This window comes from Devosia sp. 63-57, assembly GCF_001899045.1.
Lineage (GTDB): Bacteria > Pseudomonadota > Alphaproteobacteria > Rhizobiales > Devosiaceae > Devosia > Devosia equisanguinis.
The window spans coordinates 2,044,405-2,070,640 of the sequence record NZ_MKUY01000005.1; the positions used below are offsets into that span (position 1 = coordinate 2,044,405).

Genomic DNA, 26,236 nt, shown 5'->3' on the forward strand with positions numbered 1-26,236 from the left:
ACTTGCTTATCGCCTGTAGGGAACGGACGACAAAAGGGAAACAATGATGAAACGCGTATTTGAGCAGGGCCGCAGCCTGCGGTTGAACGCTATCCAGCTGGCGCTTCTGGGCGGTGCCGCCCTAGCTGCCACCAGTGTGTCGGCACAGGAAATCCGCGTCTGGAGCGGCTATCCGGAACTGGCGCCGTTCTATGAGCACGTCGCCGAGGGCCTCAAGGCCGAATTCCCCGATCTCACCGTGCGGGTCGAGGCCATCGCCCTGCGCGAGCACGAAAAGCGCCTGGCACTGGGCCTGACCTCCGGCGAAGCCGCTGAAGTCATCGAGCTCGGCACCTCGACCGCCACCCGCTATCTCGAAAACGAACTGTTCAACAAGGCGCCCGACGATGTCGCCGCCTTCGTCAATGACACCGCCAATTTCAACGAGTTCTTCCGCAATTCCGCCAGCTATGATGGCACCGTCTATGGCGTGCCACTGTTCCGCGGCCAGAGCGCGCTCTACTACAATACCGAAATGTTCGAGGCTGCCGGCCTCACCACCCCGCCGACCGATATGGCGGACTACACCAACTATGCCGAAAAGCTGACCCAGCGCGACGCCAATGGCGCCCCGACCGTCTCGGGCTGGAGCCTGCGCCTCTCCGGCGGCGGCCAGGGCATTGCCGAAAAATTCTGGATCAACATGTTCCAGTATGGCGAAAACCTGGTGGAACAGAATGCCGACGGTCTCTGGAAGGCCGACTTCGCCAATGAACAGGGCCGCGCCGCGCTCAAGCAGTATCTGGTGAACGTCCACACGCTCAAGACCGTCACGGTCGAGATGCCGGCCGATGCGGAAGCCTTCGAGCGTGAACAGACCGCCATGTTCATCCGCGAGTCCTGGGTCATCGGCGACATCGCCGCCAAGGCGCCCGATCTCCCCTATGCCACCGCCACCCTGCCGCGCGGCTCCATCGTCGCCCCGGTCTCGCTGTGGGTCACCGGCGAGGGTGAAAAGGAGGCGGCTGCCTGGGCCTTTGCCGAGGCCACCAACGATCCGGAAAACCTCCTCTGGCTGCTCGACAATGTCGGCTGGCTCCCCAACCGCGCCGGGCTCGACTATAGCGCCATCCTCGAAGCCAAGCCGGCCCTGGCAGCCTTCGTCGACTACCCTGAAAGCTACGAGTTCTTCTCCCTGCCCAATATCGGTCCGGTGGAAGAAATCCTCACCCGCACCGCCGCCCGCCTGACCGAAGCCTTTGCCAATCCGGCCCTGGCCGAGGATGATGCCGCGATCGACGCCGTGCTGGTTGCCATGCAGGACGAGATCAACGGTCTGCTCGACCGCGAAGGCCTGCTCGCCAAGTAAAACCCGCTCTCGGCCCCAACCATAACGATCCGGGAGGGTATCGCCCTCCCGGACCCATCAGCGGAGAATACAATGCTGCGGCGCAAGAGATGGCTGTTCGCCATGCTCGCCATCCTGCCCACGCTGGCGATCTTTGCCTGGCTGCGCATGTTCCCCATTGTCGAGACCCTGCGTCTCAGCCTGCACAAATGGGACATCCTGTCCAAGAACAAGCCATTCATCGGCCTGGCCAATTTCCAGGAGCTGATGGGCGACAGGCTGTTCCACGAGGCGCTTCTCAACACCACCATCATTGCGTTCGGGGTGCTGATCATCACCATCCCGACAGCCATGGTGCTAGCGGCGCTCATCCATTACCGCACCCGCTCGCGCGCCTCCGGCTTCTACGAAACCGCGATCTTCCTGCCCCATGTCGTGTCGCTGGTCCCGGCAGCCATGGCCTGGAAGTGGATTTTCGATGCCCGCCTCGGACCGCTCAATGCGCTGCTGAGCTTTTTCGGCATCCAGCCGCAGGCCTGGCTCTTCGATCCGACGCTCTCGGTCATCAGCGTCATCGTGCTCTGCTCTTGGCAAGCACTGGGCTATGCCGTGCTGATCTATCTGGTCGGCTTCAAGAGCCTGCCGGTTTCGCTCTATGAGGCCGCCAAGCTCGACGGCGCCTCCGGCCCGCAATCCTTCTGGTTCCTCTCCATCCCGATGCTGAAGCCCATCACCCTCTACGTGTCCGTGGTGACCCTGGTCTCCGGCTTCAACGTCTATGCCCAGGCCTTCGTGCTCGCCTCCGACGCTCAGGGTGCGCCCGGTCGGCAGGTCCGCGTGCTGGTGCTCGACATGCTCGAAAACAGCTTCCGCAATTATCGCGTCGGCTATGCCGCCTCCGAGGCCGTGGTGCTGCTGCTCATCGTGCTGGTGCTCACCCTCATTCAGTTCTCGCTGCTGCGTGAAAGGGGCCGGGCATGACGCGCAACACCACCCAAACCGGCAAGAGCCGCCGCCTCAAGCGCATGCTGGTCGATCGCGGCATCGACGTGATCCTGATGGTCTTCAGCCTGCTCATGCTGCTGCCGCTGGTCTTCCTCGTTTCCAACGGCTTCAAGACGCCGCAGGAAATGCTGGCCTGGCCGCCCACCATCATTCCGGCCAATCCGACCACCGACAACTTCGCCGCCGTGCTGCAGGATACCCCGCTGCTGCGCTGGATTCTCAACAGCATCCTCTTTGCTGTCCTGTCGACCCTGGCGATCCTCGCCACCTCCTCGATCGCCGGCTACATCCTCGCCAAGTTCAAATATCGCTCCCTCAGCGTGATCTTCGCCCTGATCCTCGCCACCGCCATCGTGCCGTTCGAGGTCTATATGATCCCGCTCTATTTCCAGGCGCAGAGCCTGGGCATCCTCAATAGCCTCTGGGGCCTCCTCCTCGGCTATCTGGTGATGAGCTTCGGCATCTTCCTCATCCGCCAGAACGTCATCCACTCCATTCCCGACGAGCTCATCGAGGCCGCACGCATCGATGGGGCAGGGGAGCTGTGGATCTTTTTCCGCATCGTGTTGCCGCTTCTGCGCGGCGCCTTGGGCGCGCTTGGCGTTCTCGCGTTCTTCCAGGCCTGGACCGCCTTTGCCTGGCCGATGATCGTTGCCACCAATCGCGAGGCCTACACCATCGAGGTGGGCCTGGCCCTGTTCCAGACCGGCTTCACCGTCGATCTCGGCCGCCTCAGCGCCGCCTCGGCCTTGGTGCTGATCCCCTCGATCACCCTCTTCGTCATCCTGCGCCGCAATTTCGTGCAGGGCGTCGCCAGCACGGGCCTCAAGGAATGACCGGCACACCCAACCCTTTCCTCGCCGAGGCCAGCCGCACCTATATCGAGGCCAATGCCGGCACCATGCGCTGGCTGCTGGCCCGCCCCAGCCTGGGCGGCTTTCTCAACAGCAAGCAGAACAGCATCACGCTGGCCGACTATACCGCCGCCGATGGCCTGCGCGGTCCCGCCTATACCTATGGCTGGATTCAGGGCAGGGGGCTCGAAGCGCTGGCCGAACACGCCGCCTTCTTCGCCGACAGCGATCCGGCGCTCAGCCAGCAGATCGACGCCGCCGGGCGCAGTCTCTATGCGCGCCTGGTCGCCCTCTGGGCGCAGAATGGCCATGCCTATTTCTGCTACGACGCCGACCTTAATCCGGTCATCGCCCATAAGGACGGCTCCACATCGCCCCAGTCCCGCCCGGCCGATATCTTCACCTATTCGGACATTTTCGTGCTCAAGGGCCTCATCGCCGCCGCAGCGCGCTATGACAGCCCCGAGACGCGCGACGCCTATATCGCCCAGTTGCCCGCCATCGTCGCTGCCATCGAAACCGGCCGCTTCCAGATGGACGAGAAGCGCGAATTGAGCGCTGCCGCGCTCGCCGAGCAGCCGGACGATTTCGGCCCGCGCATGATCCTGCTCGGCGCCGCCGGCCTGCTCAAGCGCATCGGCCGCCCCGACGCCGCCGACTTCGCCCCGCGCTTCGTCGCCCACGTCCTTGAGCGACATTTCGATCCCGCTTCCGGCCTATTGCGCAACGTCCCCGGCGGCGATGCCTGCAATGTCGGTCACGGCATCGAACTGGTGGGTTTCGCCCTCGATTTCTTCCCGGACAGCCTCGACACAGCCACGCTGGAGCGCCTGCAGACCGTCCTCATCGCCTCGTTCAAGGCCGGCTTTCATGGCCCCGGTATTCGCCTCGCGGTTGCGGTCGCCGATGGCACGCCGCAAAGCCCCTATTGCCCCTGGTGGTCGCTGCCCGAAACCATCCGTGCCGCCGCCCTCTGCTACGAGCGCACCGCCAACCCGCAGGTGCTCGCCATCTGGCAAGCCGCCCATGCTGCTTTCTTCCAGCATTTCTGGCGCGGCAAACCGGCGCTTGCCTATCAGACACTCACCGAAAACGGCCCGGTCGATTATGTCCCGGCCACGCCCGATCTCGATCCGGGTTACCACACCGGCCTCAGCCTCTCGGCGGCCATCCATGTGGCGCAGCGCCTCGGCGCGGGCCGCCTCTCCAATCCAGACACAGGTGCATAAATGGCTGCCGTCGACATCCGCAACGTTGCCAAGTCCTTCGGCCCCACCGACATCATCCGGGACGTCAATATCGCCGTTCCCGATGGCGCCTTCGTGGTGCTGGTCGGCCCCTCGGGCTGCGGCAAGTCCACCCTGCTGCGCATGATTGCCGGGCTCGAGGATATCGACCGGGGCGAGATCGCCATCGGCGACCGCGTCATCAACGATGTCGAACCCAAGCACCGCGACATCGCCATGGTGTTCCAGAATTATGCGCTCTATCCGCATATGACCATCGCCGAAAATATGGGCTTCTCGCTCCGCCTGGCGCGCCAGCCCAAGGCCGAGATCGACCAGCGCGTCGGCGAGGCCGCCCGCATCCTCGGCCTCACCGATTATCTCCACCGCTATCCCAAGCAGTTGTCCGGCGGTCAGCGCCAGCGCGTCGCCATGGGCCGCGCCATCGTCCGCCAGCCTCAGGTCTTCCTCTTCGACGAGCCGCTGTCCAATCTCGACGCCAAGCTGCGTGTGCAGATGCGCGCCGAGCTCAAGGACATGCACGCCCGCCTGCAGACCACCACCATCTATGTCACCCACGACCAGATCGAGGCCATGACCATGGCCGACCTCATCGTGGTCATGCGCGGCGGCGTGGTCGAACAGTTCGGCACCCCGCTCGACCTCTACGACTTCCCCGCCAACATGTTCGTCGGCAGTTTCATCGGCTCGCCGGCCATGAACTTCCTCGAAGGCCATGTCCGCTCTGTGGATGGCGCCATGCTCTTCGAAACCGCCAGCGGCACCCGGCTGGCGCTCGATGCAGCCACCTCTGAACTTGCTGGCCGCGCCGTGACCCTGGGCATCCGCCCCGAACATTTCTCGCTGTCGACAGACGGGCAGGGGCTCACCGGCACCATTTCGAGCATCGAGCCCACCGGTTCGGAAACCTTCATCGTCGTCAATCTCGGCCAGGACAAGGTCTCGGTCCTCCTCCGCCAACGCCTCATCGCCCATCCCGGCGACCCCATCACCCTCACCGTCCACCCGCAGTCTGCCCACCTCTTCGACACCACCACAACAACACGCATCACGAGCTAGATTTTTCACGTTTTGGTTGACGCAGCTCCATCGCCCCCTCCCCCTTGAGGGGGAGGGCGGGGTGGGGGGTGGTGCAGCGACACACCGATGGACCCCCTCCCTCAATCCCTCCCCTCAAGGGGGAGGGAGGCGAAAGCGCGCTGAGTCCACCTCAGTTTGAAATGGTCTAGATCACTTCAAACCGAGATGAATTTTAGGCTCTTTGGCGTACCAACAAGCCCGACACTGTCCTTGGGTAGGGAAACCAGCCGGCGCCTGTCACCGACCTTTCCCAGAACGCGATGCAACTCCTCCCCTTCTCCAGGGGGAGGCCGGGTGGGGATTCTGTAGGCTCAGCAAACTCCCATCGGCGAACGGATTTTCGGTTGGTTCAGCGCTCCACCCTCAATCCCTCCCCTCAAGGGGCAGAGAGGCGAAAGGGCCCTGAAAGCGTTACCAATAAGCCCGACATAAAAACCGCCCCTGGCTAGGATAAACAGCCGGCGCCTGTCACCGACCTTTCCCAGAACGCGATGCAACTCCTCCCCCTTCTCCAGGGGGAGGCCGGGTGGGGGTGTGCAACACGCTCAAACCCCCTGTGCGGTCTTCACCCAACAAACGCCCTTCCGCCCTCGGCTCACCCCGCGCCCCATCTTGCCACGCCTCATCCGGACTCTATGCTTGAGCATCCTCGGCTAACCGAATCTGGAGACTCGGCAAAATGATCCGTCACTGTGTGTTCGCCCGCTTTCGCGCCGATGTGACCGAAGAGGCGCGGAACGGTATTTACGCCGAACTTGAATCTTTACGTGAAGTCGTTCCCGGCTTCCTCGCCATGAGCGCCGGCCCCAATATCTCACCCGAAGGTCTGCACAAGGGTTTTACCGAGGGTTTCGTCATCGACTTTGCCGATGAGACCGCGCGCGACGCCTATCTGGTCCACCCCGCCCATCAAGCTGCCGGCGGCCGCCTGGTCGCCGCCCTGGATGGCGGCATTGACGGTCTCATCGTCTTCGATATCGCTGTGTAATCGCGGCCGAAAGCATCCACGCATCCCGCCAACTGTCACCGCTGTGGTTGTAGCGGCACCCAGCCCAGCGGACCGCGCTGGACTTCCAATGGCTGGAAATGCGCCTTGTAGGCCATTTTTGGGGAGTTCTCGACCCAGTAGCCGAGATAAACATAGCGCAGATTGGCGGAGCGCACCTGGGCGATATGGTCGAGAATCAGGAAAGTGCCGAGGCTGCGATGCGTCAACTCGGGATCGTAGAAACTGTAGACCATCGAAAGCCCGTCCGGCATCACATCGGTGAGTGCCACGGCTATCAGCTGTTGGTCGGGATGGTCGCGGAGCCGATATTCCACCAGCACTGACTGCACCGGCGTGTCCTCGACCATGTATTCATAGTCCTGGAAACTCATCTGCGTCATCCCGCCGCCGACATGGCGGGCATCAAGATAGCGCTTGAACAGTTCGAACTGCTCCGATGTCGCCGCCGTCGGACGCACGGTGATGGCGATGTCGCTATTGCTGTTGAGCACGCGTCGGAAGCGCCGCGACGGCGCGAAATCGCCGGCCACTATGCGCACCGATTGGCATGCATTGCACCCCTCGCAGGCCGGGCGATAGATCAGGTTCTGGCTGCGGCGAAAGCCATTGTCGCTGAGCAGATGATGCAGCGCCGAGGCCCGACGACCCGTCAGATGCGTAAACAGCTTCCGCTCCGTGCGTCCCTCGAGATAGGGACACGGCATGGCGGCCGTCAGGAACAATTGGGTGTTGTCAGGGGTCTGGTCGGTCATTGGCGAGCCAATTGCGCAATACCCCAGTGTAACCGCCCCAACCGTCCCCGGCAACGCCACCGCAGTCACTTTGGCGTCTTTTCGGAAAAGCCCGGTTGGCGCGCTGAGGCCCGCGCCTCAATAGGCGTCCAGTTCCTCGTCCCGCATCCGCTGCCAATGGCGGATCATCGGCGAGCGGCGGACCATGAGCGTGCCCATGATCAGGTCGTGGATCATTTGCCGGCGCGGCGTGAACAGCGCGAACAGCACCGCGATCGGCCAGGAAATCCAGAATGTCGCCCAGAACAGCAGGGCGTGGAAGAAGGCCATCCAGCCATCCAGCGGCTGCCCACGGGTCGGGGTCAGCACGATATCCATCGCCTGCATCCCGATGGTGGCACGCCGGTTCGAACCGAGCGTGGCCGCATAATAGATCACCACCGCTGCCGGCACGAAGAAGAAGATCGAGAGCCAGCCCAGCCCGAGCGTGAAGATACCCAGAATGAAACCACCCATCGCCACCGCCATCACGATGAACGAAATCAGCACGGTGTCGATCATGAAGGCCGCGAGCCGGCGCGTCAGCAGCCCCTCGAACAATTCGGGGGCCGTTTCGGGATCGGGCAGCATCGGGCGGGCGGAATATTGGGTGCTCATGGCTGACAAATTGTCACGGAAAGGCCGCAATGCAAGAGGGGCGGGCACAGAAATGATCCCGTGGCTGTCCCCCAGGCACTGCCGGGGCTAGACTGGCGCCAATCCCCCTCCTTACGAGTCGCCGGAACTAGCCGGCGCCGCCCCGGAAGCCATTCATGTCCAAGCCCGTTTCGCCCGCGCCGCTGACGCATCAGCCCCTGCGCGGCCTCGTCCTCATTTTGGGCGCGACGCTGCTCTTCGCCTATAACGACACCACCAACAAGCTGCTGATCACCGAATACAACGTGCCCATGGTAGCGGCCATCCGCTACATCACCCATTGCCTGCTGATGCTGGCTCTGGTCGCGCCGTTCCACGGACGCGACATGGTGCGCACCACGCGCACCGGGCTGGTGCTGGTTCGCGCCGCCAGCCTTGCCTTGGGCTCATTCCTGGTCAGCCTGGCCCTGCAGCGCATGCCGGTGGCCGAAACCACGGCCATCGTCTATCTCTGCCCGGTGCTGGTCGTGCTGCTGTCCGGCCCGCTGCTCAAGGAGAAGGTCGGACCAACCGCCTGGCTTGCGGCCGTGTTGGGCTTTGCCGGCGTGCTGCTCATCGCCCGGCCGGGCAGTGGCCTCGATCCGCTCGGCGTGTTGTTCGTGCTCGGCAATGTGGTTGTATCAACCGCCTATAACCTGCTCTCGCGCGTGCTGGCGCATACCGAGCGCACCATGGCCATGCTGTTCTATTCGGCCCTGGTCGGTGCCATCGGCTTCGGCATTTTCCTGCCCTGGACCCTCCACGGCGCCGCGCCGACCGCGCTGCAACTGGTGCTGTTCGCCGGCCTTGGCGTTTCCGCCTGGCTCGGCCACTACCTCTTCACCCAGTCCTATCGTTATGCCCCGGCGGCACTGGTCGCGCCGATGACCTATATGCATCTGGTCTGGGCCGGCGTCCTTGGCTGGCTGGTCTTCGGCCATGCGCCCGAGCCCATCGCCCTGGCCGGCATGGGCCTCGTCGCCATCGCCGGCATGATCAGCGCCATCCGCCGCCGCCGCGGCCAACGCCCGGCCCAGCTCGCCGCCGAAGATGGTACGACGGAACGCGCGGGTTAGAACGGCCGGGAAGTCCGGTCAGCCCAGCTTCCGCGCCATTTCCAGCGCGTAATAGGTCAGAATCCCGTTCGCGCCGGCGCGCTTGAAGGCCCAGAGGCTTTCGAGCACCGCCGCATCGCGGTTGATAGCGCCGGCGGCCCCCGCCAGCTCGATCATCGCGTATTCCCCGCTCACCTGATAGGCATAGATCGGCACATTGAAGGCGTCGCGGGCGCGGCGCACGATGTCGAGATAGGGCAGGCCGGGCTTGACCATGATCGAGTCCGCCCCCTCGGCGATATCCTGTTCGATTTCCCGCATCGCCTCGTCTGAATTGGCGTAGTCCATCTGATAGGTGCGCTTGTCGCCCTTGAGCCGGCTGCCCGAGCCGACCGCCTCGCGGAACGGCCCGTAGAAGCACGACGCATATTTGGCGGCATAGGACATGATCTGCACCTGCTCGAAGCCTGCATCGTCGAGCGCCGCGCGAATGGCGGCGACGCGGCCATCCATCATGTCGGATGGAGCGATGATATCGGCGCCGGCCCGCGCCTGCACCAGCGCCGACCTGACCATGGCCTCGACGGTTTCGTCGTTGAGGATTTCGCCGTCGCGCACCAGCCCGTCCTGGCCATCGCTCGAATATTCGTCCAGAGCCACGTCGGCGATCAGCCCGATTTCGGGCACCGCATCCTTGATCGCCGCCAATGTCCGGCACATGAGGTTGTTCGGATTATAGGCCTCGGCGCCATCCTCGGCGCGCAGATGGTCCGGCGTATTGGGGAAAATCGCCAGCGCCGGAATCCCGGCATCGCGTGCCGCCTTGGCCGCCTCCACCATCAGATCGATGGACCGCCGCTCCACCCCCGGCATGGTCTTGATCTGGGTGCGCTCGTTCTGCCCTTCGATGACGAAAAGCGGCCAGATCAGGTCGCGCGGCAGCAATTGGGTCTCGCGCACCATGTCGCGGCTCCATTCCGTGCGCCTTGTGCGGCGCAAGCGGTGCCCGGCCAGAAAGGACATGTCGTGGCGGGGCCAGTTCTGCGTCATGGGTCGTCTCCTGTTCTGCCGGCTCCTTAGCAGGCGCACCGCGTGCTTTCCAAGGCAATGCTTGTCGCAGGGGCAGCCAGGCGATATTGGAGAGCCATGCTGTTCAAGGCTCCCGCCCTCGCCATCTATATCCGCATCATCGCCATCGTCGCCCTGCTGCTGGGGTTGAACGATGCCGCGCGCCTCTTGGGCATCAATCTTGGCGCAATCAGTCCGCTCGAGACCATGGGCTCGACCGCCTTCGCCTATCTCGGCGTTTTCACCGTGGCGCGGCTGTTCGCATCGGTTGGCCTGTGGATCAAATCCAGCTGGGGGGCCTTCCTGATGATGGCCACCACCGTGGTCGAGCTGGCGCTCTATATTGCCGGCAATCCCGATGTACGCATCTCCGCCATCGGCTTCGGCATCCGTATCGTGATCGCCGCCGCCGTCATGGTTGTGTTCGTTCTCGACCTGCGACTCAATCGCGCCCACGCCGCCGACTGAGTCCTGACCTCACACCGCCGGGTGAAACTGCTCGATGGTGATTTCCTCGGCCAGCGCATCCTGCGGCCCGCCAAAGCTGGTTACCGTGGTGAACCAGCGCGTCACCGCCCCTTCGATGCGGAATTCCAGCGGCAGCAGCGCCAGGTGCCTTTGGCTCTCATGGGCATGCACCAGCGCCGCCGCATCCTCCTGCCGCAAGACCCGCGCCAACACCTTGGCCGGCTCCGAGGCCGGTCCATGCCGGCGCACCGCCTCGCGCAGCCGATGCACCAGATAGCCCGCGACCTCCGGCCAGTTGAGGATCGACTCGCGCGTCGGCCCTGGCTGGCACACCAGGTCTGCGAGATTGTATTGCCGCGGCGTGGTCTCGCTGGCGCCGATCAGTGCCAGGGCCGGCGCATTGGCCTCCAGAATCCAGAATGCCCCGTCGAGCACGATGGCGGGGTAGGGCATATGCGCCCCGAGCAGCAGCAGTGCCGCCCGGCGCAACTCTGCCATGGAAGGGCTCAGCCAGTCGCTGTCCCCGAACTGCGGCGCAAATCCGGCCGCCACCAAGAGCGCATTGCGCTCCCGCAGCGGCAGTCCCAGCGCCTCGGCCAGCCGCAGCACCATGGCGGCGCTCGGCCGTGCTCGCGCTGTTTCGAGAAAGGACAGATGGCGCGGCGAGACCTCGGCGGCCATGGCCAGGGCCATCTGGCTCATGCCACGGCGGCTGCGCCAATCGCGCAGGGCGGTATCAAACATGGCCTTTTGCTCCTCGCCGCACACTGACCCGTCGGTCAATTTCGTCCCATCCACATTGCCCCGATCGGGGAAACAATTCCATTACCTCTGAGGGAATTGCGGTCATGACCTGCGCTGGCCAATGGTGGCGGTCGAACCCATTGGGAGACCCGAACATGACTGCCTTGACCCCCGCCGCACTGCTCCGCGACCCCCACACCATCTACCGAGCCGATACCGGCATTTGCGTGGGTGGCGCGCTGCTGCTGTTAGCTCTCGCCGAGCCTCTGAGCCAGCTGCTTGGCTGGCCCCTGCCATCGGCGCACCTCACAGCTGCCGGCATCTTCCTCCTGTTCTGGGCGGCCTGTAACTACGCAATCGGCAAAATCGCCCGTCCCGCGCTCGCTCTGGTCTGGCTCAATATCGCCGGCGACTGCAGCTGGGTGCTCGTCTCGATCGTACTGGCTTCGGTACATGCGTCCACACTCACCCCTCTGGGCATGGCTTTGCTTCTGGGGCAGGCGGCTGGGGTTGGCCTGGTGATCGCCACCAAGCTGGCTGGCGTCGCCCGTCTGACCCATCCGCTGTCGGCCTGACGCTTTCCCAGAGGTCGCCAAGCCGCCACGCCCTGGTTCGCCGCTGGCGGTCCGGGGCGTCGTGCCCTTGGGGCGCGGAATGGAAAACAGGACCTGAACGGGGTCTTTACCCCTCGGAAAGGTTACAATTTTATCACCCGGTGTAACGAAGCATAAAGGCAAATTATCATTGCTTTCCAGTAAGATAGTTTTAAGCGTGCGGCTTAGGGCGATCTTAGTCGGGTGGCCGTAGTTTGGCCTCATGAGATGCGAAAAATCGCACGTTGATTGAACAGTGAGGCACAAATGGCAATCAAATCGAACGCAGCTGAAGCCCTGGCACCGACCCAGACCGAAAGTCTCAAGCCCCTCTACCTGGAAGCCGTTGCACGCGTCGAGCGTCTGCATCGCCGCCTGCTCGACCTGATCAAGGACGAGTTCGACCGCATGGGCTGGGATGACATCAACCCCGTACAGGCCCTGTTGATGTTCAACATCGGCGATGCCGAGCTGACCGCCGGCGAACTGCGCTCGCGGGGCTACTATCTCGGCTCGAACGTTTCCTACAATCTCAAGAAGCTGGTCGAAACCGGTTACATCTTCCAGGAGCGCTCGCGCACCGACCGTCGTTCGGTCCGCATCCGCTTGACGCCCAAGGGCGAAGAAGTGGCAGAGGTCATCGACGAGCTCTATGACCGTCACCTCAAGTCGATCGACAAGGTCGGTGGCCTGGGCGACGACGAATTCGACGGCCTCAACAAGGCTCTCGCTCGCCTGGAACGCTTCTGGGTCGACCAGATCCTCTACAAGCTCTGACAGCATGGCCCCTGAGCAGGGGACATCGCATGGGTCCCGCGCGTGTTGCCTCCGTGCTACACCTGTGCGCGAACGCCGGCCGCAAGGCCGGCGTTTCTTATTTGCGCCGCATTATCAGTTCAGCCCCTGTTACGTGGTTGGAAACCATTTCCTGACTATGGGTAAAACGGGCCGGATGGTTCACAAGGCGTTGAGGCCGTTGTGATGCCGGTCTTTGCGATGATATCGCGCCAGTGATCAGGCTGGTGATCTATTGGGTGACTCAATGCGGCTGACTCGACGTTCCTTTATCCAAACTCTTGCCGTGGCCGGCGCCGCCGCCACGCTGCCATCTGCCTATGCTCAGGACGCTGGTGAATCCGTCTGGGACATGATCGGGCGAAATCGCGTTCTGCGCGACGCTGACCAGGGCGGCAACACCGCCACGGCCCAGGCGCTGATCGCCACCAATGAGCCGATCCTGTCCTTTGACACGCTTTATAATCTGCAGCTGGCCATTTCCCAGTACGAGCCCTTTGTGGCCGCCGGCGGCTGGGAAGAAATCCCGCAGCAGGCCTATGGCCTCAATCTCGGCAAGTCCTCGCAGGCCGTTGTCGCGCTCAAGCGCCGCCTGATCTCTTCGGGCGATATGCCGCTGACCGACCGCATCAACGATCTTTTCGACCAGCCCACCGATCTCGGCGTCCGCGCCTTCCAGGCTCGCCATGGTCTCGTAGTCAATGGCCAGGTCGACGAAGCCACCTGGTACGCTATGAACGTGCCGGCTGCGACCCGCCTGCAGCAGCTCTATCTCAACTATACCCGCGTGCAGAAAATGGCCGCGGAATTGTCCGATCGCTATGTGGTGGTGAACATTCCTGCCGCCACCATCGAAGCCGTTGCCGGCGGCATGGTCGAGCAGCGCCACACCGCCGTGGTCGGCCGCGTCGAACGCGCCACCCCGATCCTGGCCAGCAAGATCCACCAGATCAATTTCAATCCCTACTGGCACGTCCCCAAGTCGCTGGTCCGCCAGGACCTGACCAAGTATATGCAGCAGGACCCGCAATACCTGGCCAAGCAGCATATCTTCATCTACGATGGCAGCGGCAATACCATCGATCCCACGACCATCGACTGGTCGAACATCACCGATACCCAGGTGAATTACATGTATCGGCAGGAGCCCGGTGCTGAAAATTCCATGGGCCACTGCAAGATCAACTTCTTCAACAAGCACGACGTTTATCTGCACGACACGCCCTCCAAGGCGCTGTTCGGCGAGAACGCTCGCTTCCACTCTTCGGGCTGCGTGCGCGTCGAGGGCGTCAACGAAATGGTCACCTGGCTGTTGCGCGACAATGGCGACTGGGATCGCGGTCGCGTCGACAGCACCTTCGCCTCGCTCCAGCGCCTCGATGTCGCTCTCAAGGTCCAGGTGCCGATCCACACCACCTACATCACCGCCTGGGCCAACAAGCAGGGCACCGTCAGCTTCCGCGACGACGTCTATAAGTTCGACGAGCAAGGCAAGATCACCTTCGACGCCTGATCCTCCTCCCCGTCGCGAAACCAACCAAACCTCCGGATTTTCCGGAGGTTTTTGTTTTTGGGGGCGTACGGTGCGGAGCTTTTTCGCGTGGCAAAGAGAGTTCGGCTCCTGCTCTCCCTCCCCCTTCTACAGGGGGAGGTTAGGTGGGGGTTCTGCAGGCTCGGCAAACTCCTATTACCGAATGGTCTCTCGGAGAGTTAAGACCCCACCCTCAATCCCTCGCAAGGGCAGCGCGCCGCACAGGCGTTGAGACCCCTCGTCAAATCCTGTAGCGTCCCTATCGCAGGAGGAGCGATGAGCCAGGGCCAGGTCTTTTTCGAATTTACCCAGGTCGGGCAGATGATGCGCGTCGCCGCCATCGACGAGGCCACCGGCATCGAAGTCGTGGTCATCGCCCCGGTCAACGCCGCCAAGGGGCACATGGAACGCCTCGCCATGGCCAAGCTGCGCAAGAAGCTCGAGACCACGGCCACCGCTCCGCTCCCCACCCGCGGCAAGCTCGCCTGACCATTTCGCCCCGTGCTCCGCCGCGATGCGACCGATCGCCCCTTCACAGGCGCGCGGTTCTGCGCCATAACGGAGCCGTTCGCGCGACTGGCGAGAAAGAGATGGGCAACCATCGGGGAACGCGAACCTTGTAGAGCCGCTCGCCTGGGCACCCATCCGTAAACCAGGGGAGCCCTATGCCTTTTGCTTATCCCTCCCGGCCTTGGAATCGTGCTTCGCAGCATGATATGAGCGCCGTCATGTCCACCCATTCGTTTTCCGCGAGGTTTTAGTCCCATGAGCGCCACATCGTCCTCGCTCTATCCGCAGTTTTTCTCCAATACGCTGGCCGAGACCGATCCCGAAATCGCCCAGGCGATCCAGGATGAACTGGGCCGCCAGCGCCACGAGATCGAGCTGATCGCCTCGGAAAACATCGTCTCCCGCGCCGTTCTCGAGGCGCAGGGCTCGATCATGACCAACAAATATGCCGAGGGCTATCCGGGCAAGCGCTATTATGGCGGCTGCCAGTTCGTCGACGTCGCCGAAACCCTGGCCATCGAACGCGCCAAGCAGCTGTTCGGCGCCAGCTTCGCCAATGTGCAGCCCAATTCCGGCAGCCAGATGAACCAGGCCGTGTTCCTGGCCCTCTTGCAGCCCGGCGACACCTTCATGGGCCTCGATCTCAATTCCGGCGGTCACCTGACCCATGGTTCGCCCGTAAACATGAGCGGCAAGTGGTTCAACGTCGTCTCCTATGGCGTGCGCAAGGACGATCATCTGCTTGATATGGACGAAGTCGAGCGCCTCGCCCATGAGCACAAGCCCAAGCTGATCCTGGCCGGCGGCACCGCCTATTCGCGCATCTGGGACTGGAAGCGCTTCCGCGAGATCGCCGACTCCATCGGCGCCTATCTCATGGTCGACATGGCCCACATTGCCGGCCTCGTCGCCGGTGGCGTGCATCCCTCGCCGGTGCCCCATGCCCATGTCTGCACCACCACCACCCACAAGAGCCTGCGCGGCCCGCGTGGCGGCATGATCCTCACCAATGACGAGGATATCGCCAAGAAGATCAATTCGGCCGTTTTCCCCGGTCTGCAGGGCGGTCCGCTGATGCATGTCATCGCTGCCAAGGCCGTGGCCTTCAAGGAAGCCCTGCAGCCTGAATTCAAGGCCTATGCGCAGCAGGTCGTGGACAATGCCCGCGCTCTCTCCGACACGCTCAAGTCCCATGGTCTCGACGTCGTCTCCGGCGGCACCGACAACCATCTGATGCTGGTCGATCTGCGCCCCAAAAACGCCACCGGCAAGCGCGCCGAGGCGGGTCTCGGCCGCGCCTACATCACCTGCAACAAGAACGGCATTCCCTTCGATCCGGAAAAGCCCTTCGTCACCTCCGGCATTCGCCTCGGCACTCCGGCGGGCACCACCCGTGGCTTTGGTGTGGCCGAATTCCAGGAGATCGGCTCGCTGATCGTCGAAGTGCTCGATGGCCTGCGCGAAGCCAATTCCGACGAGGGCAATGCCACTGTCGAGGCGGCCGTGCGCGAAAAGGTGAAGGCGCTCACCGCCCGCTTCCCCATCTACGCCTGATTTGACCGACACTGGGGTGCCCGACCGGGCACCCTCACCAAACAGGTCGAGTCATTTTCGTCATGCGAACACCGCCGGTGCCCTTTCGCCTCCCTCCCCCTTGAGGGGAGGGAATGAGGGTGGGGGTCCATCAGTGAATCACTGAACCACCCCCCACCCCGGCCCTCCCCCTCAAGGGGGGAGGGGGCGAAGAATCGAAGCTCAACCGCTAAAAGCAAATACGGCCTCATTTAAACCGCCCTGCATCTCACGGCATAAGCCCCTGTTTTGCGCTCGAAAAATCCCGGTGAACGGGGATGACAGCGCCCGAAATCCGCGCAATCCTGCGCCCCGACTCAGCCGATGCCGCTCACAAGGGAGCAACCAACTCATGCGCTGCCCCTATTGTGGCAATGACGACACCCAGGTGAAGGACAGCCGTCCCACCGAAGATTCCGGCGCCATTCGCCGCCGCCGCGTCTGCAATGGCTGCGGTGGTCGCTTCACCACCTTCGAGCGCGTGCAACTGCGCGATCTCACCGTGGTGAAAAAGACCGGCCGCAAGGTGCCGTTCGATCGCGAAAAACTGGCCCGCTCCATCAATACCGCTTTGCGCAAGCGCTCCGTCGATCCCGAACGGGTCGAGCGCATGATCTCGGGCATTGTCCGCCAGCTCGAAAGCCTGGGCGATGTCGAGGTCACCTCCGACCAGATCGGCGAATATGTCATGGAAGGCCTGAAGGGTCTCGACGACGTGGCCTTCGTGCGATTTGCCAGCGTTTACAAGAACTTCTCCGCCGCCGACGACTTCCGTTTCTTCCTGGCCGAACTGGCGCAGGACAAGGATGTCGAGGAGTGACGGCGTCGCGCCGGTCTCCTGTTCAAGATAATCTGCATTTGCCGGCCAGCCTCACCTGCCGGTTTATCTTCGCTTGCGCTATGATTGGCGCCCAGGCAGGGCAGGGAGGTTGATCATGGACTCTTATGGCGAGCGGTTTGCCATCGCGCCGGGTTCGGCTGACGGGCAGCATTTTCTCATTGTCGAGGGGCGGGCCTATCCGGCCATTGCCGATGAGATGAGGCGCGGGGCCATCGCCGCGCTCGAAGCGGCTGGCGCAACCCACGAGACAATTGCCGTTCCCTCCGCTATGGAGGTGCCGATGGCCCTGGCCATGGCGCTGGAAGTCGGCGACCATGACGGCTATGTCGCCCTTGGCTGCGTCATGCGCGGCCAGACCAATCATTACTCAGCCGTGGCCGGAGAGAGCATCCGCGCCCTGGTTGAGCTTGCCATGGTCGATGCCTTGCCCCTGGGCATTGGCATTCTCACCGTGGAAACCGAAGCGCAGGCCCGGATCCGGGCCAATGTGAACGATCAGGATCGGGGAGGGGATGCGGCCCGCGCCGCGCTCGCCCTGGCTGCCATAAAGATGAAATTGAACGCCTGAATGACCGACTATCCCAAACGCGATCCCCAGACCAAGCGCGCCGCCAATCAGCGCGGTGCTGCCCGCCTCGCCGCCGTACAGGCGCTGTATCAGATGGATGTGGGGCGCGCGACGCTCGAGGATACGCTGGCCCAGTTCGGCGCCTTCCACCTCGGCCGCGAGATCGAGGGCGAACAATATCTGCCGGCCGATGCCGATTTCTTCCGCCAGATCGTCAGTGGCGTTGCCAAGCACCAGCTGCAGATCGATCCCGCCGTCGATGAGGCACTGGCTGAAGGCTGGCCCATGGAACGCGTCGATGCCACCCTGCGCGCCATCCTGCGCGCCGCCGCCTTCGAGCTGCTGCGCCGCAAGGATATCCCCGCCAAGGTGGTGATTACCGAATATGTCGACGTCGCCCGCGCCTTCTACGAAGACGACGCCAGCGGCCTCGTCAACGCCGCCCTCGACTCCATCGCCCGCCGCGCCGGCGTCGACATGGACGCCAACTAGCCACTTCCCCACCGCCCCCGGGATTAAGTCCGAGGGCGGAACAGTGGCCTCGTCCACATCTCACCCAGAACGCGATGCAACTCCTCCCCCTCCTATAGGGGGAGGCCGGGTGGGGGTGCGCGCTCCACGCTCAAAAACCCCAAAAACAAAAACGCCCCGCTCGGAAGAGCAGGGCGCCTGAAACTCGTCAATCCAGATCGAATCAGAACGACTGCAAGATCTGATCGATGAAGGTGCGATCTTCGCCGAAGGACTGGGTGCGGCGGCTTTCGATGGTGACGACCTTGCCGTCGGCCAGCGAATAAACGGCCTTGTCGACCACCTTCTTGCTCTTGTCGAAATAGATGGCGAGCACCGTGCGTTCCTTGACCATGGTCAGGCCGAACGAGGTCTGCTCGACCTTGGTCTCGACATAGTACCAGGCCGACTGATCGCCGAAAGTGTTGGTGGACTGGGGCGAACCGAGCACCAGGGTCACCAATTGCTGGCTCTGGCCCGGACGAATCTGCGCCATGGCCGCATCGGAGATTTCATAGCCCTGTGTGCGCTTGGAGATCAGCGACGTGCTGCTGGAGCAGCCGGCGAGTGCAACGGCCAAGACGGCAGCGGCAACGGAGGCTTTGGCAATACGCAGGTGCATGAATTTGACTTTCCCGATGGCTCTCGACTATAGGCGTGACAACTAGGCGCGTGCCCACTGGCCGCCGGAATGTGTAGCTGTCAACGCGGCTGTCTGGCAAGCTGGCAATGAACCGGCATCCTCAACCAGCCTGTGTTTGACCGATACTGCTGCGGAGCGCAATCCCATGATTTTCTCCCTGTTCCGCAAGGACGCCGCTACGGAACCCGTTTATTCCGCCTACAATTCCATTGTGGCGCAATCCCGGCAGCCCAAATTCTATGCTGAATGGAATGTGCCAGATAGCGTCACCGGCCGCTTCGACATGATCAGCCTGCATATGGCTCTGGTCTTCCGCCGCCTGCGCACCGGCCCGAAATCTGCCAAGGATTTCAGTCAGGCGGTGTTTGATCTGTTCTTCAAGGACATGGATCGTTCGCTGCGGGAAATGGGTGCCGGCGATCTCGGCGTCCCCAAGAAGATCCAGAAGATGGGCAACCTCTTCTTCGGCCTGCTCGCCGCCATCAACGAGGCCATGGATCGCAATGACGACGACGCGCTGGCCGGCGTGTTGTCGCGCAATATCTTCGACGGCAAGGACAGCCCCGATGTGCGGGCGCTGGTGGCCTATGTGAAGGCGCTGGACGACAAGCTCGCCGCCCAGTCGCTGGATGATCTCACCGCCGGCAGGATCGATTTCGAGGGTGTGTTGTGAGCCAGTCCGCCCCCCTGTTCGACGCCATCGTCCGCATTGATCGTCTGCCCGCCGGCGGCCGATCGGTGGACGTCAATGCCGATGAGAAGACCTGCGCCGCCATTGCCGAGGCGATGAACATCCTGGGTGTCGAGCGCTTCAAGGCCCATCTCAGCGTCACGCCGCTGCGCGGCGGGCTACGTGCCCAGGGCCGGATCGAAGCGCGTGTCATTCAGGCCTCCGTGGTCACCTTCGAGCCGGTTCCCGAGGACATTGCCGAAGACGTCGATCGCGTCTTCCTGCCGGCGCCGCGCGGCGCCCAGGCGCCCACGCCGGGCTCGGAAGTCTTCATCGATCTCGACGACGAGGATTTTCCCGACCATATCGACGGTCCCGAGGTTGACCTCAGCACGCTGTTGCTGGAAACCCTCGCTTTGGCCCTCGATCCCTATCCGCGGCGCGAGGGCGAGTCGCTGTCCGAACTCGAGGATCTCCTCGATGAGCCTGAGGCGGGCCCCTTCGCCAAGCTGGCCAAACTCAAGTCGGACAAGGGCGACAAGGACTGAGGCGTCTCGCTACGGGGGTTGCACCGACCCCCTGATGGGATATGTTTGCATGCCCGCCCAGGTGGGCCGAAAAACAGGCTGAAATGACCGACGCAATAACGATTTCCGTGGACGCCATGGGTGGCGACAACGCCCCGCGCGCCGTGATCCACGGGGCCTATCTAGCCCTGCGGGAACGCAAGCAGACACGCTTCATCTTTCATGGGCGCAAGGAACAGATCGAGCCTTTGCTCGAGGAATTTCCGGCACTCAAGCCTGCGTCGACGGTCAATCACTGCGATACCGTCATCGCCATGGACGAAAAGCCCAGCCAGGCTTTGCGCAAGGGCAAGAACGTCTCGTCGATGTGGATGGCCATCCAGGCGGTCAAGGACGGGCACGCCGATGTCGCCATTTCCGGCGGCAATACCGGTGCGCTGATGGCTATGGCCACCTTCTGCCTCCGCCCCATGGAAGGCATTTCCCGCCCGGGCATCGCCGCCATCTGGCCGACCTTGCGCAGCGACATCATCGTGCTCGACATGGGCGCCACCATCGGCGCCGATGCGCGCCAGCTGGTCGATTACGCCATTCTCGGCTCGGCGCTGGCGCGGGCGCTGTTTGATTCGGATTCACCCACGGTCGGCCTGCTCAATGTCGGCACCGAGGAGGTGAAGGGGCTCGATTACATCAAGGAAGCCGGCAAGATCCTGCAGCAGGCCAGCGGCGCCGGCTTCACCTATCACGGCTTCGTCGAGGGCGACGATATCGGCAAGGGCACTGTCGACGTGGTGGTGACCGAAGGCTTTGTCGGCAATATCGCTCTCAAGACCGCCGAGGGCACCGCCCGCCAGGTCGGCACCTATCTCCGCAACGCCCTTAAGGCCAATCTCATGAGCAAGATCGGGGCTCTGTTCGCCTCGTCGGCGCTCAATGCCCTGCGCCGCAAGATGGACCCGCGCACCGTCAATGGCGGCGTGTTCATGGGCCTCAACGGCATCGTCATCAAGTCCCATGGCGGCACCGACGAGATCGGCTACAAGAGCGCTCTGGGCCTTGCCTACGAAATGGCGCGCAGCCGCCTGATCGACAAGATCGGTGACAGCATGCAGCACTTTCCCATCCACACAGCGGCCCCCAGCGCGGCGCCCGAGACCGAGGCCAAATCGGCGTGACCAGAACCCGTTCCGTTATCCGTGGTGTCGGCAGCTATCTGCCGGCGAACGTCGTCAGCAATGCGGAACTCGCCAAGACGGTCGATACGTCCGACGAGTGGATTCAGCAACGCGTCGGCATCAAGCAGCGCCACATCGCCGCCGAGGGTGAGTTCACCTCCGATCTGGCCGTTGCTGCTGGCCGCGCCGCTCTCGAGAATGCCGGTCTCACCCCCGACGACATTGACCTGATCATCGTCGCCACCACCACCCCGGATTACACTTTCCCCGCCGCCGCCACTCTGGTGCAGATGAAGCTGGGCATGTCCCATGGCTTCGCCTTCGACATCCAGGCCGTATGCTCCGGCTTCGTCTATGCCGTCACTACCGCCGACAGCTACATCAAGAACGGCCTCGCCAATCGCGTGCTGGTCATTGGCGCCGAAACCTTCTCGCGCCTGCTCGACTGGACCGACCGCACCACCTGCGTGCTGTTCGGCGATGGTGCCGGCGCCGTGGTGCTGGAGCGCGTCGAGCTGGCCGAGGGCGAGCCGGAACGCGGCATCATCGCCTCGGCCCTGCGCTCGGACGGCAAGCACTGGGACAAGCTCTATGTCGATGGCGGTCCCTCCACCACCGGCACCACCGGCCATGTGCACATGCAGGGCCCCGAAGTCTTCCGCCACGCCGTCGGCAAGATCACCGACGTGGTCTATTCGGCACTGGAAAAATCCGGTCACACCGTCGCCGATCTCGACTGGTTTGTGCCGCACCAGGCCAATCGCCGGATCATCGAGGGGGCAGGGGCCAAGCTCGGCCTGCCGCCCGAAAAGGTGGTGATGACGGTCGAGCAGCACGCCAATACCTCCGCCGCCTCGGTGCCGCTGGCGCTGAGCGTCGCCGTCGCCGATGGCCGCATCAAGCCCGGCGACCTGGTCATGCTCGAGGCCATGGGCGGCGGCTTCACCTGGGGCGCGTCGCTCATTCGCTGGTAGACGTAACTCAGCGCATTGACCTCAAGCCTTTCAAGGCGTTAGTGTTTCTCCGGGTGGAGGAGCCCGACGCTGGAACCGGGGGCGATGGGGTCAGACGGTGGCGTCGACAGGGAAGGATTCCCGAACGAAACGGCTCGGCTCGTGGGGAGTCGTGCCCGCTGCAAGGCATTGCTGAAATATCGATGCCCTGCCGGCCGGGAATTGTGACCTTGGACTGCACGGGGGTTTGAATGGCTCAGAAGACGATTACACGCGCCGATCTGGCGGAGGCCGTCTATGGCACCGTTGGCCTGTCCCGCACCGAATCGGCGGAACTGGTCGAGCGCGTTCTGGAACTGATTACCGATGCGCTGGTAACTGGCGCCAATGTGAAACTTTCCTCTTTCGGCTCCTTCCAGGTCCGCTCCAAGAACGAGCGTATCGGCCGCAATCCCAAGACGGGCGAGGAAGTCCCGATCCTGCCGCGGCAGGTTCTTGTGTTCAAACCGAGCAACGTGTTGAAGTCCAAGATTAACAAGTCTATGGTCGACGCTGGAAAGTAAGGCTTTCTTGCGTAAAGGAACCCCGGTTTGGACAAGTCGCCCGACGCCTTCCGAACCATCTCAGAAGCAGCTGAGGAACTCGATCTTCCTCAGCACGTCTTGCGATTCTGGGAGACGCGTTTCCCCACCATCAAGCCGCTGAAGCGCGGCGGTGGCCGGCGCTATTACCGGCCCGAGGACGTGATGCTGCTGCGCGGCATCCGCCATCTGCTTTATGATCAGGGTTTTACCATCAAGGGCGTGCAGAAGATCCTCAAGGATCAGGGCCCGCGCTATGTCATTGCCGTGGGCGAGGGCAAGGGCCTGGATGAAATCCTGCCGCTGATCGAACAGGCCGAAGCCGCCAGCGACGAAGCCGAAGTCGAAGAAGCGCTGATGACAGCCAGCCCGGCGCTGGACGACGAATCGCGCAACCAGCTCTCCGATGTGCTGCGCGAACTGCTCGAGTGCAAACGCATCCTCGAACGCGCCCGCGAACACTGACGCCGCCGCAAACGCGCCCTTGCGGCTCCCCCCTTATCGCCGCGCTATCCCCCAGCCCCACCCACCGGCCGTCACCCTCGGGCGAAGACCCGAGGGCTTTGCCCTTCTTGCACCGTCGCTAGGTGCAGCTTCTAGAGCGTTTCGCGTTCTGGTTGATGCGGCTCCTGCTCTCCCTCCCCTTCTACAGGAGGAGGGTCGGTGGGGGTGCTGCAGGTTCAGCAAACGCCCATGAACGAACGGGCTCCTGGATGGTTCAGCACCCCCTCATTCCATTCGAGCAGAGCTCGAACGGCCTTCTGACCTAAAATCGCTCCACTGGAGCGATTTTGCCTCCGGCACGGGTCGAAGCCGATCAAGGGGGAGGGAGTTCGGGCTGCGTGTTTGGCAATATTTCACCTGGCACTCGATGCGGCTCCTCCCCCTTCTTCAGGGGGAGGTTGGGTGGGGGTGTGCAGCACGCTCAAGCCCATATGCGATAGCCCTGCCCTTGCGGGGAGGCCTGGGGTGGGGGACGAGACCCCCTGCGCGTGTCACCGCGCGCCCGTCACGCGCGATGCCAATATCCCTCGCATCAAGTTCGAGTGCAGAAATGGTGGTGGCCACAAGCGCCCTTCCTCCGACCTGCCTTCCTCATTTTAGAACGAACGTTCCAAAACCATTTCGTCGCACTCAAATCCAGCCCAGCTCCCCAAAACACCAACACCCGCAATCGTTTGCGCGCAGCCACCCCGCACCAAGCCTCCGTAGCACTGCCCAGCATCTGCTCCCAGCCAATCCAGTCTTGACGGCTCCCTTCAAAAATGGAATGTTTGTTTCGTTAAGAAAATGCTGCGGATGAAACATTCTGCATGTGAACCATGAATCTGGGAGGATTATCATGAGCTTTGTTGTCAAGGGACTGTCCGCGCTCGCCATTGCGGCGCTGGCCCTGCCGGTCGCCGTGACCCCTGCTGTCGCCGAGGGAGAGCGCTTCGTGCTGGTGTCGCACGCGCCCGATTCCGATAGCTGGTGGAACACCATCAAGAACGCCATCGCCCTGGCCGGCGAGCAGATGGACGTGACCGTTGAATATCGCAATCCGCCCACAGGCGACCTCGCCGACATGGCCCGCATCATCGAGCAGGCCGCTGCCTCCAATCCGCAGGGCATCATCGCCACCATTGCCGATTATGACGTGCTCAAGGGCCCGCTCTCCGACGCCGTGGCGCGTGGCATTCCGGTGATCACCATCAATTCGGGCACCATCGAGCAGTCCAAGGAAATCGGCGCGCTGCTGCATGTCGGCCAGCCCGAATACGATGCCGGTTTCGGTGCCGGTGAGCGTGCCAAGGCTGCCGGGGTCACCAGCTTCCTCTGCGTCAACCACTACATCACCAATCCCGCCTCGGTGGAGCGCTGCCAGGGCTTTGCCGATGCGCTGGGCGTTGACCTGGGCAATCAGATGATCGACGCCGGCCAGGACCCGGGTGAAATCCAGTCCAAGGTCGCCGCCTATCTGCAGACCAATCCCGATACCAATGGCATCCTGACCCTCGGGCCGACCTCGGCGCACCCTACCATTGCGGCGCTCGACGCCAATGGCAAGGCCGGCGCCATCTTCTTCGGCACCTTCGATCTCTCCGGCGAAATCGCCACCGCCATCAAGGCCGACACCATCAACTTCGCCATCGACCAGCAGCCCTTCCTGCAGGGCTACCTGCCGGTGGTCGTGCTGACCAATCTGTCGCGCTATGGCGTGGTCCCCGGCAATTCGATCAATTCGGGTCCGGGCTTCATCACCAAGGACAATATCGATCTGGTCGAGAAGTTTGCCGGTCAGTACCGCTAAGCCGAAAAGGGGCCGCGTCAGCGGCCCCATCCCTCTCGACGCGGCCGCAGCGTCCGGCGCGTTTTCCCCGATCGAGGAATGTTTCGATGAGTGAGCAGCCTGTGGCCGCGCCTCCGGTCGACGAGCGCGTTCAGCGCCAGTCGCCCCTGCGCCGGGCCTTCGTGCGCCCAGAATTGGGTGCCATGGCCGGCACCGTTCTCGTCTTTATCTATTTCGCCATCGTCGCCGGCGGCACCGGCATGTTTGCCGCTGACGGCATCATGAACTGGGGCGTGGTCTCGGCCCAGTTCGCCATCATCGCCGTGGGCGCATGCCTGCTGATGATCGCCGGCGAATTCGACCTCTCCGTCGGCTCGATGATCGGCTTTGCCGGCATCGTCATTGCCCTTCTGAGCGTCCATATGGGCCTGCCCATGTGGGTGTCGATCATCGCCGCCTTCATCACCGCCATGCTGATCGGCGCGGCAAATGGCTATCTGGTCATCAAGACCGGCCTGCCATCTTTCATCGTCACCCTGGCCTCGCTCTATATCCTGCGCGGCCTCACCATCTACCTGTCCATCTCCACCACCCGCCAGACCATTATCGGCGGCGTGCGCGAGGCGGCGCAGGGCGATTGGCTCGCTGCCCTGTTCGGCGGTAAGGTTTTGGGCTTCGTCTTCACCTGGATGGCCGATATGGGCCTGATCGCCACCTTCCAGGCCGGCAACAAGGCGGGGCAGCCGGTGGTCGATGGCATTCCCATGCTGATGGTCTGGGCGCTCGCCCTCATCATCTTCGCCCATATCCTGCTGACCCGTACCCGCTTCGGCAACTGGATCTATGCCGCTGGTGGCGATGCCAAGGCGGCCCGTTATGTTGGCGTGCCGGTAGACCGGGTCAAGATCGCCATGTTCGTGTTCTCGGCCTTCTGCGCCACGGTCTTCGCCACCTGCCAGGTGATGGAATTCGGCTCGGCGGCTGCCGACCGCGGCCTGCTCAAGGAATTCGAGGCCATCATCGCCGTGGTTATCGGCGGCGCGCTGCTCACCGGCGGATATGGCTCGGTTATCGGTGCGGCGCTCGGCGCGCTCATCTTCGGCGTCGTACAGCAGGGTCTGTTCTTCGCCGGCGTCGAAAGCTCGCTGTTCCGGGTGTTCCTGGGTGTCATTCTGCTGCTGGCAGTGATCCTCAACACCTATATCCGCCGTCTCATCACCGGGGAGCGCTGA

The 26,236-nt window shown here is 63.1% G+C and carries 29 protein-coding genes and 1 riboswitch; of the genes, 24 read left to right on the forward strand and 5 right to left on the reverse strand.

Annotated features, from left to right (window positions below):
- The first annotated feature begins 46 nt into the window (after positions 1–46).
- The 6 genes from BGO80_RS18070 (at position 47) to BGO80_RS18095 (ending at position 6,501) form a co-directional block, all read left to right on the forward strand.
- Positions 47–1,348, forward strand: a complete 1,302-nt coding sequence (locus BGO80_RS18070) for an ABC transporter substrate-binding protein (RefSeq protein ID WP_286722822.1) — start codon at positions 47–49, stop codon at positions 1,346–1,348.
- 72 nt (positions 1,349–1,420) lie between these two features.
- Entirely contained in the window at positions 1,421–2,308 is an 888-nt protein-coding gene (locus BGO80_RS18075; RefSeq protein ID WP_126152098.1) for a carbohydrate ABC transporter permease, read from the forward strand.
- Positions 2,305–3,168: a carbohydrate ABC transporter permease gene (locus BGO80_RS18080; protein ID WP_126152099.1), complete on the forward strand. Its 864-nt coding sequence runs from the start codon at positions 2,305–2,307 to the stop codon at positions 3,166–3,168. Before BGO80_RS18075 ends, BGO80_RS18080 begins: the two co-directional genes overlap by 4 nt.
- Entirely contained in the window at positions 3,165–4,415 is a 1,251-nt protein-coding gene (locus BGO80_RS18085) for an AGE family epimerase/isomerase (RefSeq protein WP_286722823.1), read from the forward strand. Before BGO80_RS18080 ends, BGO80_RS18085 begins: the two co-directional genes overlap by 4 nt.
- Positions 4,416–5,492, forward strand: a complete 1,077-nt coding sequence (locus BGO80_RS18090) for an ABC transporter ATP-binding protein (protein WP_286722824.1) — start codon at positions 4,416–4,418, stop codon at positions 5,490–5,492. It begins immediately after the preceding gene.
- 700 nt (positions 5,493–6,192) lie between these two features.
- Positions 6,193–6,501 carry a Dabb family protein gene (locus BGO80_RS18095; protein WP_286722825.1) on the forward strand — a complete coding sequence of 103 codons (309 nt, stop codon included), beginning with the start codon at positions 6,193–6,195 and terminating at the stop codon, positions 6,499–6,501.
- Between the two features lie 35 nt (positions 6,502–6,536).
- On the opposite strand, the gene BGO80_RS18100 is transcribed toward BGO80_RS18095, so the two are convergent.
- Together BGO80_RS18100 and BGO80_RS18105 are read right to left on the reverse strand one after the other, a co-directional pair.
- A complete protein-coding gene (locus BGO80_RS18100; RefSeq protein WP_286722827.1) occupies positions 6,537–7,274 on the reverse strand; it encodes an arginyltransferase in 738 nt (245 codons plus the stop codon).
- Positions 7,275–7,391: 117 nt separating this feature from the next.
- Positions 7,392–7,910, reverse strand: coding sequence for an RDD family protein (locus BGO80_RS18105; protein WP_286722829.1), 519 nt, complete (start codon positions 7,908–7,910; stop codon positions 7,392–7,394).
- A 155-nt stretch (positions 7,911–8,065) separates the two neighbouring features.
- On the opposite strand from BGO80_RS18105, the gene BGO80_RS18110 reads away from it, so the two are divergent.
- A complete protein-coding gene (locus BGO80_RS18110) occupies positions 8,066–9,004 on the forward strand; it encodes a DMT family transporter (protein ID WP_286722830.1) in 939 nt (312 codons plus the stop codon).
- A gap of 18 nt (positions 9,005–9,022) precedes the next feature.
- Here BGO80_RS18110 and hemB read toward each other — a convergent pair whose 3' ends face one another.
- Entirely contained in the window at positions 9,023–10,033 is a 1,011-nt protein-coding gene (gene hemB / locus BGO80_RS18115) for a porphobilinogen synthase (protein ID WP_286722831.1), read from the reverse strand.
- Between the two features lie 96 nt (positions 10,034–10,129).
- On the opposite strand from hemB, the gene BGO80_RS18120 reads away from it, so the two are divergent.
- On the forward strand, positions 10,130–10,519 hold the full coding sequence (locus tag BGO80_RS18120) for a DUF6163 family protein (RefSeq protein WP_126152107.1): 390 nt from the start codon (positions 10,130–10,132) through the stop codon (positions 10,517–10,519).
- Between the two features lie 9 nt (positions 10,520–10,528).
- Here the strand turns inward: BGO80_RS18120 and BGO80_RS18125 are convergent, their stop codons facing one another.
- Complete coding sequence (locus BGO80_RS18125) at positions 10,529–11,263, reverse strand: helix-turn-helix domain-containing protein (protein WP_286722832.1); 735 nt, start codon at positions 11,261–11,263, stop codon at positions 10,529–10,531.
- A gap of 155 nt (positions 11,264–11,418) precedes the next feature.
- Here BGO80_RS18125 and BGO80_RS18130 point away from each other — a divergent pair, with 155 nt between their 5' ends.
- The 8 genes from BGO80_RS18130 (at position 11,419) to nusB (ending at position 18,165) form a co-directional block, all read left to right on the forward strand.
- The gene (locus tag BGO80_RS18130; RefSeq protein WP_286722833.1) at positions 11,419–11,838 is read left to right on the forward strand and encodes a hypothetical protein; all 420 of its coding nucleotides are present in this window, start codon (positions 11,419–11,421) and stop codon (positions 11,836–11,838) included.
- Positions 11,839–12,123: 285 nt separating this feature from the next.
- Entirely contained in the window at positions 12,124–12,633 is a 510-nt protein-coding gene (ldtR, locus tag BGO80_RS18135; protein WP_126152110.1) for a transcriptional regulator LdtR, read from the forward strand.
- Between the two features lie 265 nt (positions 12,634–12,898).
- Positions 12,899–14,164: a L,D-transpeptidase family protein gene (locus BGO80_RS18140; RefSeq protein WP_286722834.1), complete on the forward strand. Its 1,266-nt coding sequence runs from the start codon at positions 12,899–12,901 to the stop codon at positions 14,162–14,164.
- Between the two features lie 294 nt (positions 14,165–14,458).
- Positions 14,459–14,671, forward strand: a complete 213-nt coding sequence (locus BGO80_RS18145) for a DUF6898 family protein (protein WP_126152112.1) — start codon at positions 14,459–14,461, stop codon at positions 14,669–14,671.
- A gap of 73 nt (positions 14,672–14,744) precedes the next feature.
- Positions 14,745–14,828, forward strand: a riboswitch (ZMP/ZTP riboswitch).
- 119 nt (positions 14,829–14,947) lie between these two features.
- The gene (glyA, locus tag BGO80_RS18150) at positions 14,948–16,246 is read left to right on the forward strand and encodes a serine hydroxymethyltransferase (RefSeq protein ID WP_126152113.1); all 1,299 of its coding nucleotides are present in this window, start codon (positions 14,948–14,950) and stop codon (positions 16,244–16,246) included.
- 370 nt (positions 16,247–16,616) lie between these two features.
- Entirely contained in the window at positions 16,617–17,084 is a 468-nt protein-coding gene (nrdR, locus tag BGO80_RS18155) for a transcriptional regulator NrdR (RefSeq protein ID WP_286722835.1), read from the forward strand.
- A 115-nt stretch (positions 17,085–17,199) separates the two neighbouring features.
- A complete protein-coding gene (locus tag BGO80_RS18160; RefSeq protein ID WP_126152310.1) occupies positions 17,200–17,673 on the forward strand; it encodes a 6,7-dimethyl-8-ribityllumazine synthase in 474 nt (157 codons plus the stop codon).
- Complete coding sequence (gene nusB, locus BGO80_RS18165; RefSeq protein WP_126152309.1) at positions 17,674–18,165, forward strand: transcription antitermination factor NusB; 492 nt, start codon at positions 17,674–17,676, stop codon at positions 18,163–18,165.
- A gap of 202 nt (positions 18,166–18,367) precedes the next feature.
- On the opposite strand, the gene BGO80_RS18170 is transcribed toward nusB, so the two are convergent.
- Positions 18,368–18,805, reverse strand: a complete 438-nt coding sequence (locus tag BGO80_RS18170) for an outer membrane protein assembly factor BamE (RefSeq protein WP_126152308.1) — start codon at positions 18,803–18,805, stop codon at positions 18,368–18,370.
- Between the two features lie 166 nt (positions 18,806–18,971).
- Here BGO80_RS18170 and BGO80_RS18175 point away from each other — a divergent pair, with 166 nt between their 5' ends.
- From BGO80_RS18175 to BGO80_RS18210, 8 genes are all read left to right on the forward strand, one after another.
- Entirely contained in the window at positions 18,972–19,499 is a 528-nt protein-coding gene (locus tag BGO80_RS18175; protein WP_286722836.1) for a ubiquinol-cytochrome C chaperone family protein, read from the forward strand.
- Positions 19,496–20,044, forward strand: a complete 549-nt coding sequence (locus BGO80_RS18180; RefSeq protein WP_126152306.1) for a YceD family protein — start codon at positions 19,496–19,498, stop codon at positions 20,042–20,044. Before BGO80_RS18175 ends, BGO80_RS18180 begins: the two co-directional genes overlap by 4 nt.
- Positions 20,045–20,127: 83 nt before the next feature.
- Positions 20,128–21,198, forward strand: coding sequence for a phosphate acyltransferase PlsX (gene plsX, locus BGO80_RS18185; protein WP_286722837.1), 1,071 nt, complete (start codon positions 20,128–20,130; stop codon positions 21,196–21,198).
- Complete coding sequence (locus BGO80_RS18190) at positions 21,195–22,172, forward strand: beta-ketoacyl-ACP synthase III (protein WP_164550493.1); 978 nt, start codon at positions 21,195–21,197, stop codon at positions 22,170–22,172. The genes plsX and BGO80_RS18190 overlap by 4 nt, the downstream gene beginning before the upstream one ends.
- Positions 22,173–22,402: 230 nt before the next feature.
- Positions 22,403–22,714: an integration host factor subunit alpha gene (locus BGO80_RS18195; protein WP_126152304.1), complete on the forward strand. Its 312-nt coding sequence runs from the start codon at positions 22,403–22,405 to the stop codon at positions 22,712–22,714.
- A gap of 27 nt (positions 22,715–22,741) precedes the next feature.
- Complete coding sequence (locus BGO80_RS18200) at positions 22,742–23,197, forward strand: MerR family transcriptional regulator (protein ID WP_126152303.1); 456 nt, start codon at positions 22,742–22,744, stop codon at positions 23,195–23,197.
- A gap of 877 nt (positions 23,198–24,074) precedes the next feature.
- Positions 24,075–25,025, forward strand: a complete 951-nt coding sequence (locus BGO80_RS18205; RefSeq protein WP_286722838.1) for a sugar ABC transporter substrate-binding protein — start codon at positions 24,075–24,077, stop codon at positions 25,023–25,025.
- 86 nt (positions 25,026–25,111) lie between these two features.
- Positions 25,112–26,236, forward strand: coding sequence for an ABC transporter permease (locus BGO80_RS18210; protein ID WP_126151685.1), 1,125 nt, complete (start codon positions 25,112–25,114; stop codon positions 26,234–26,236).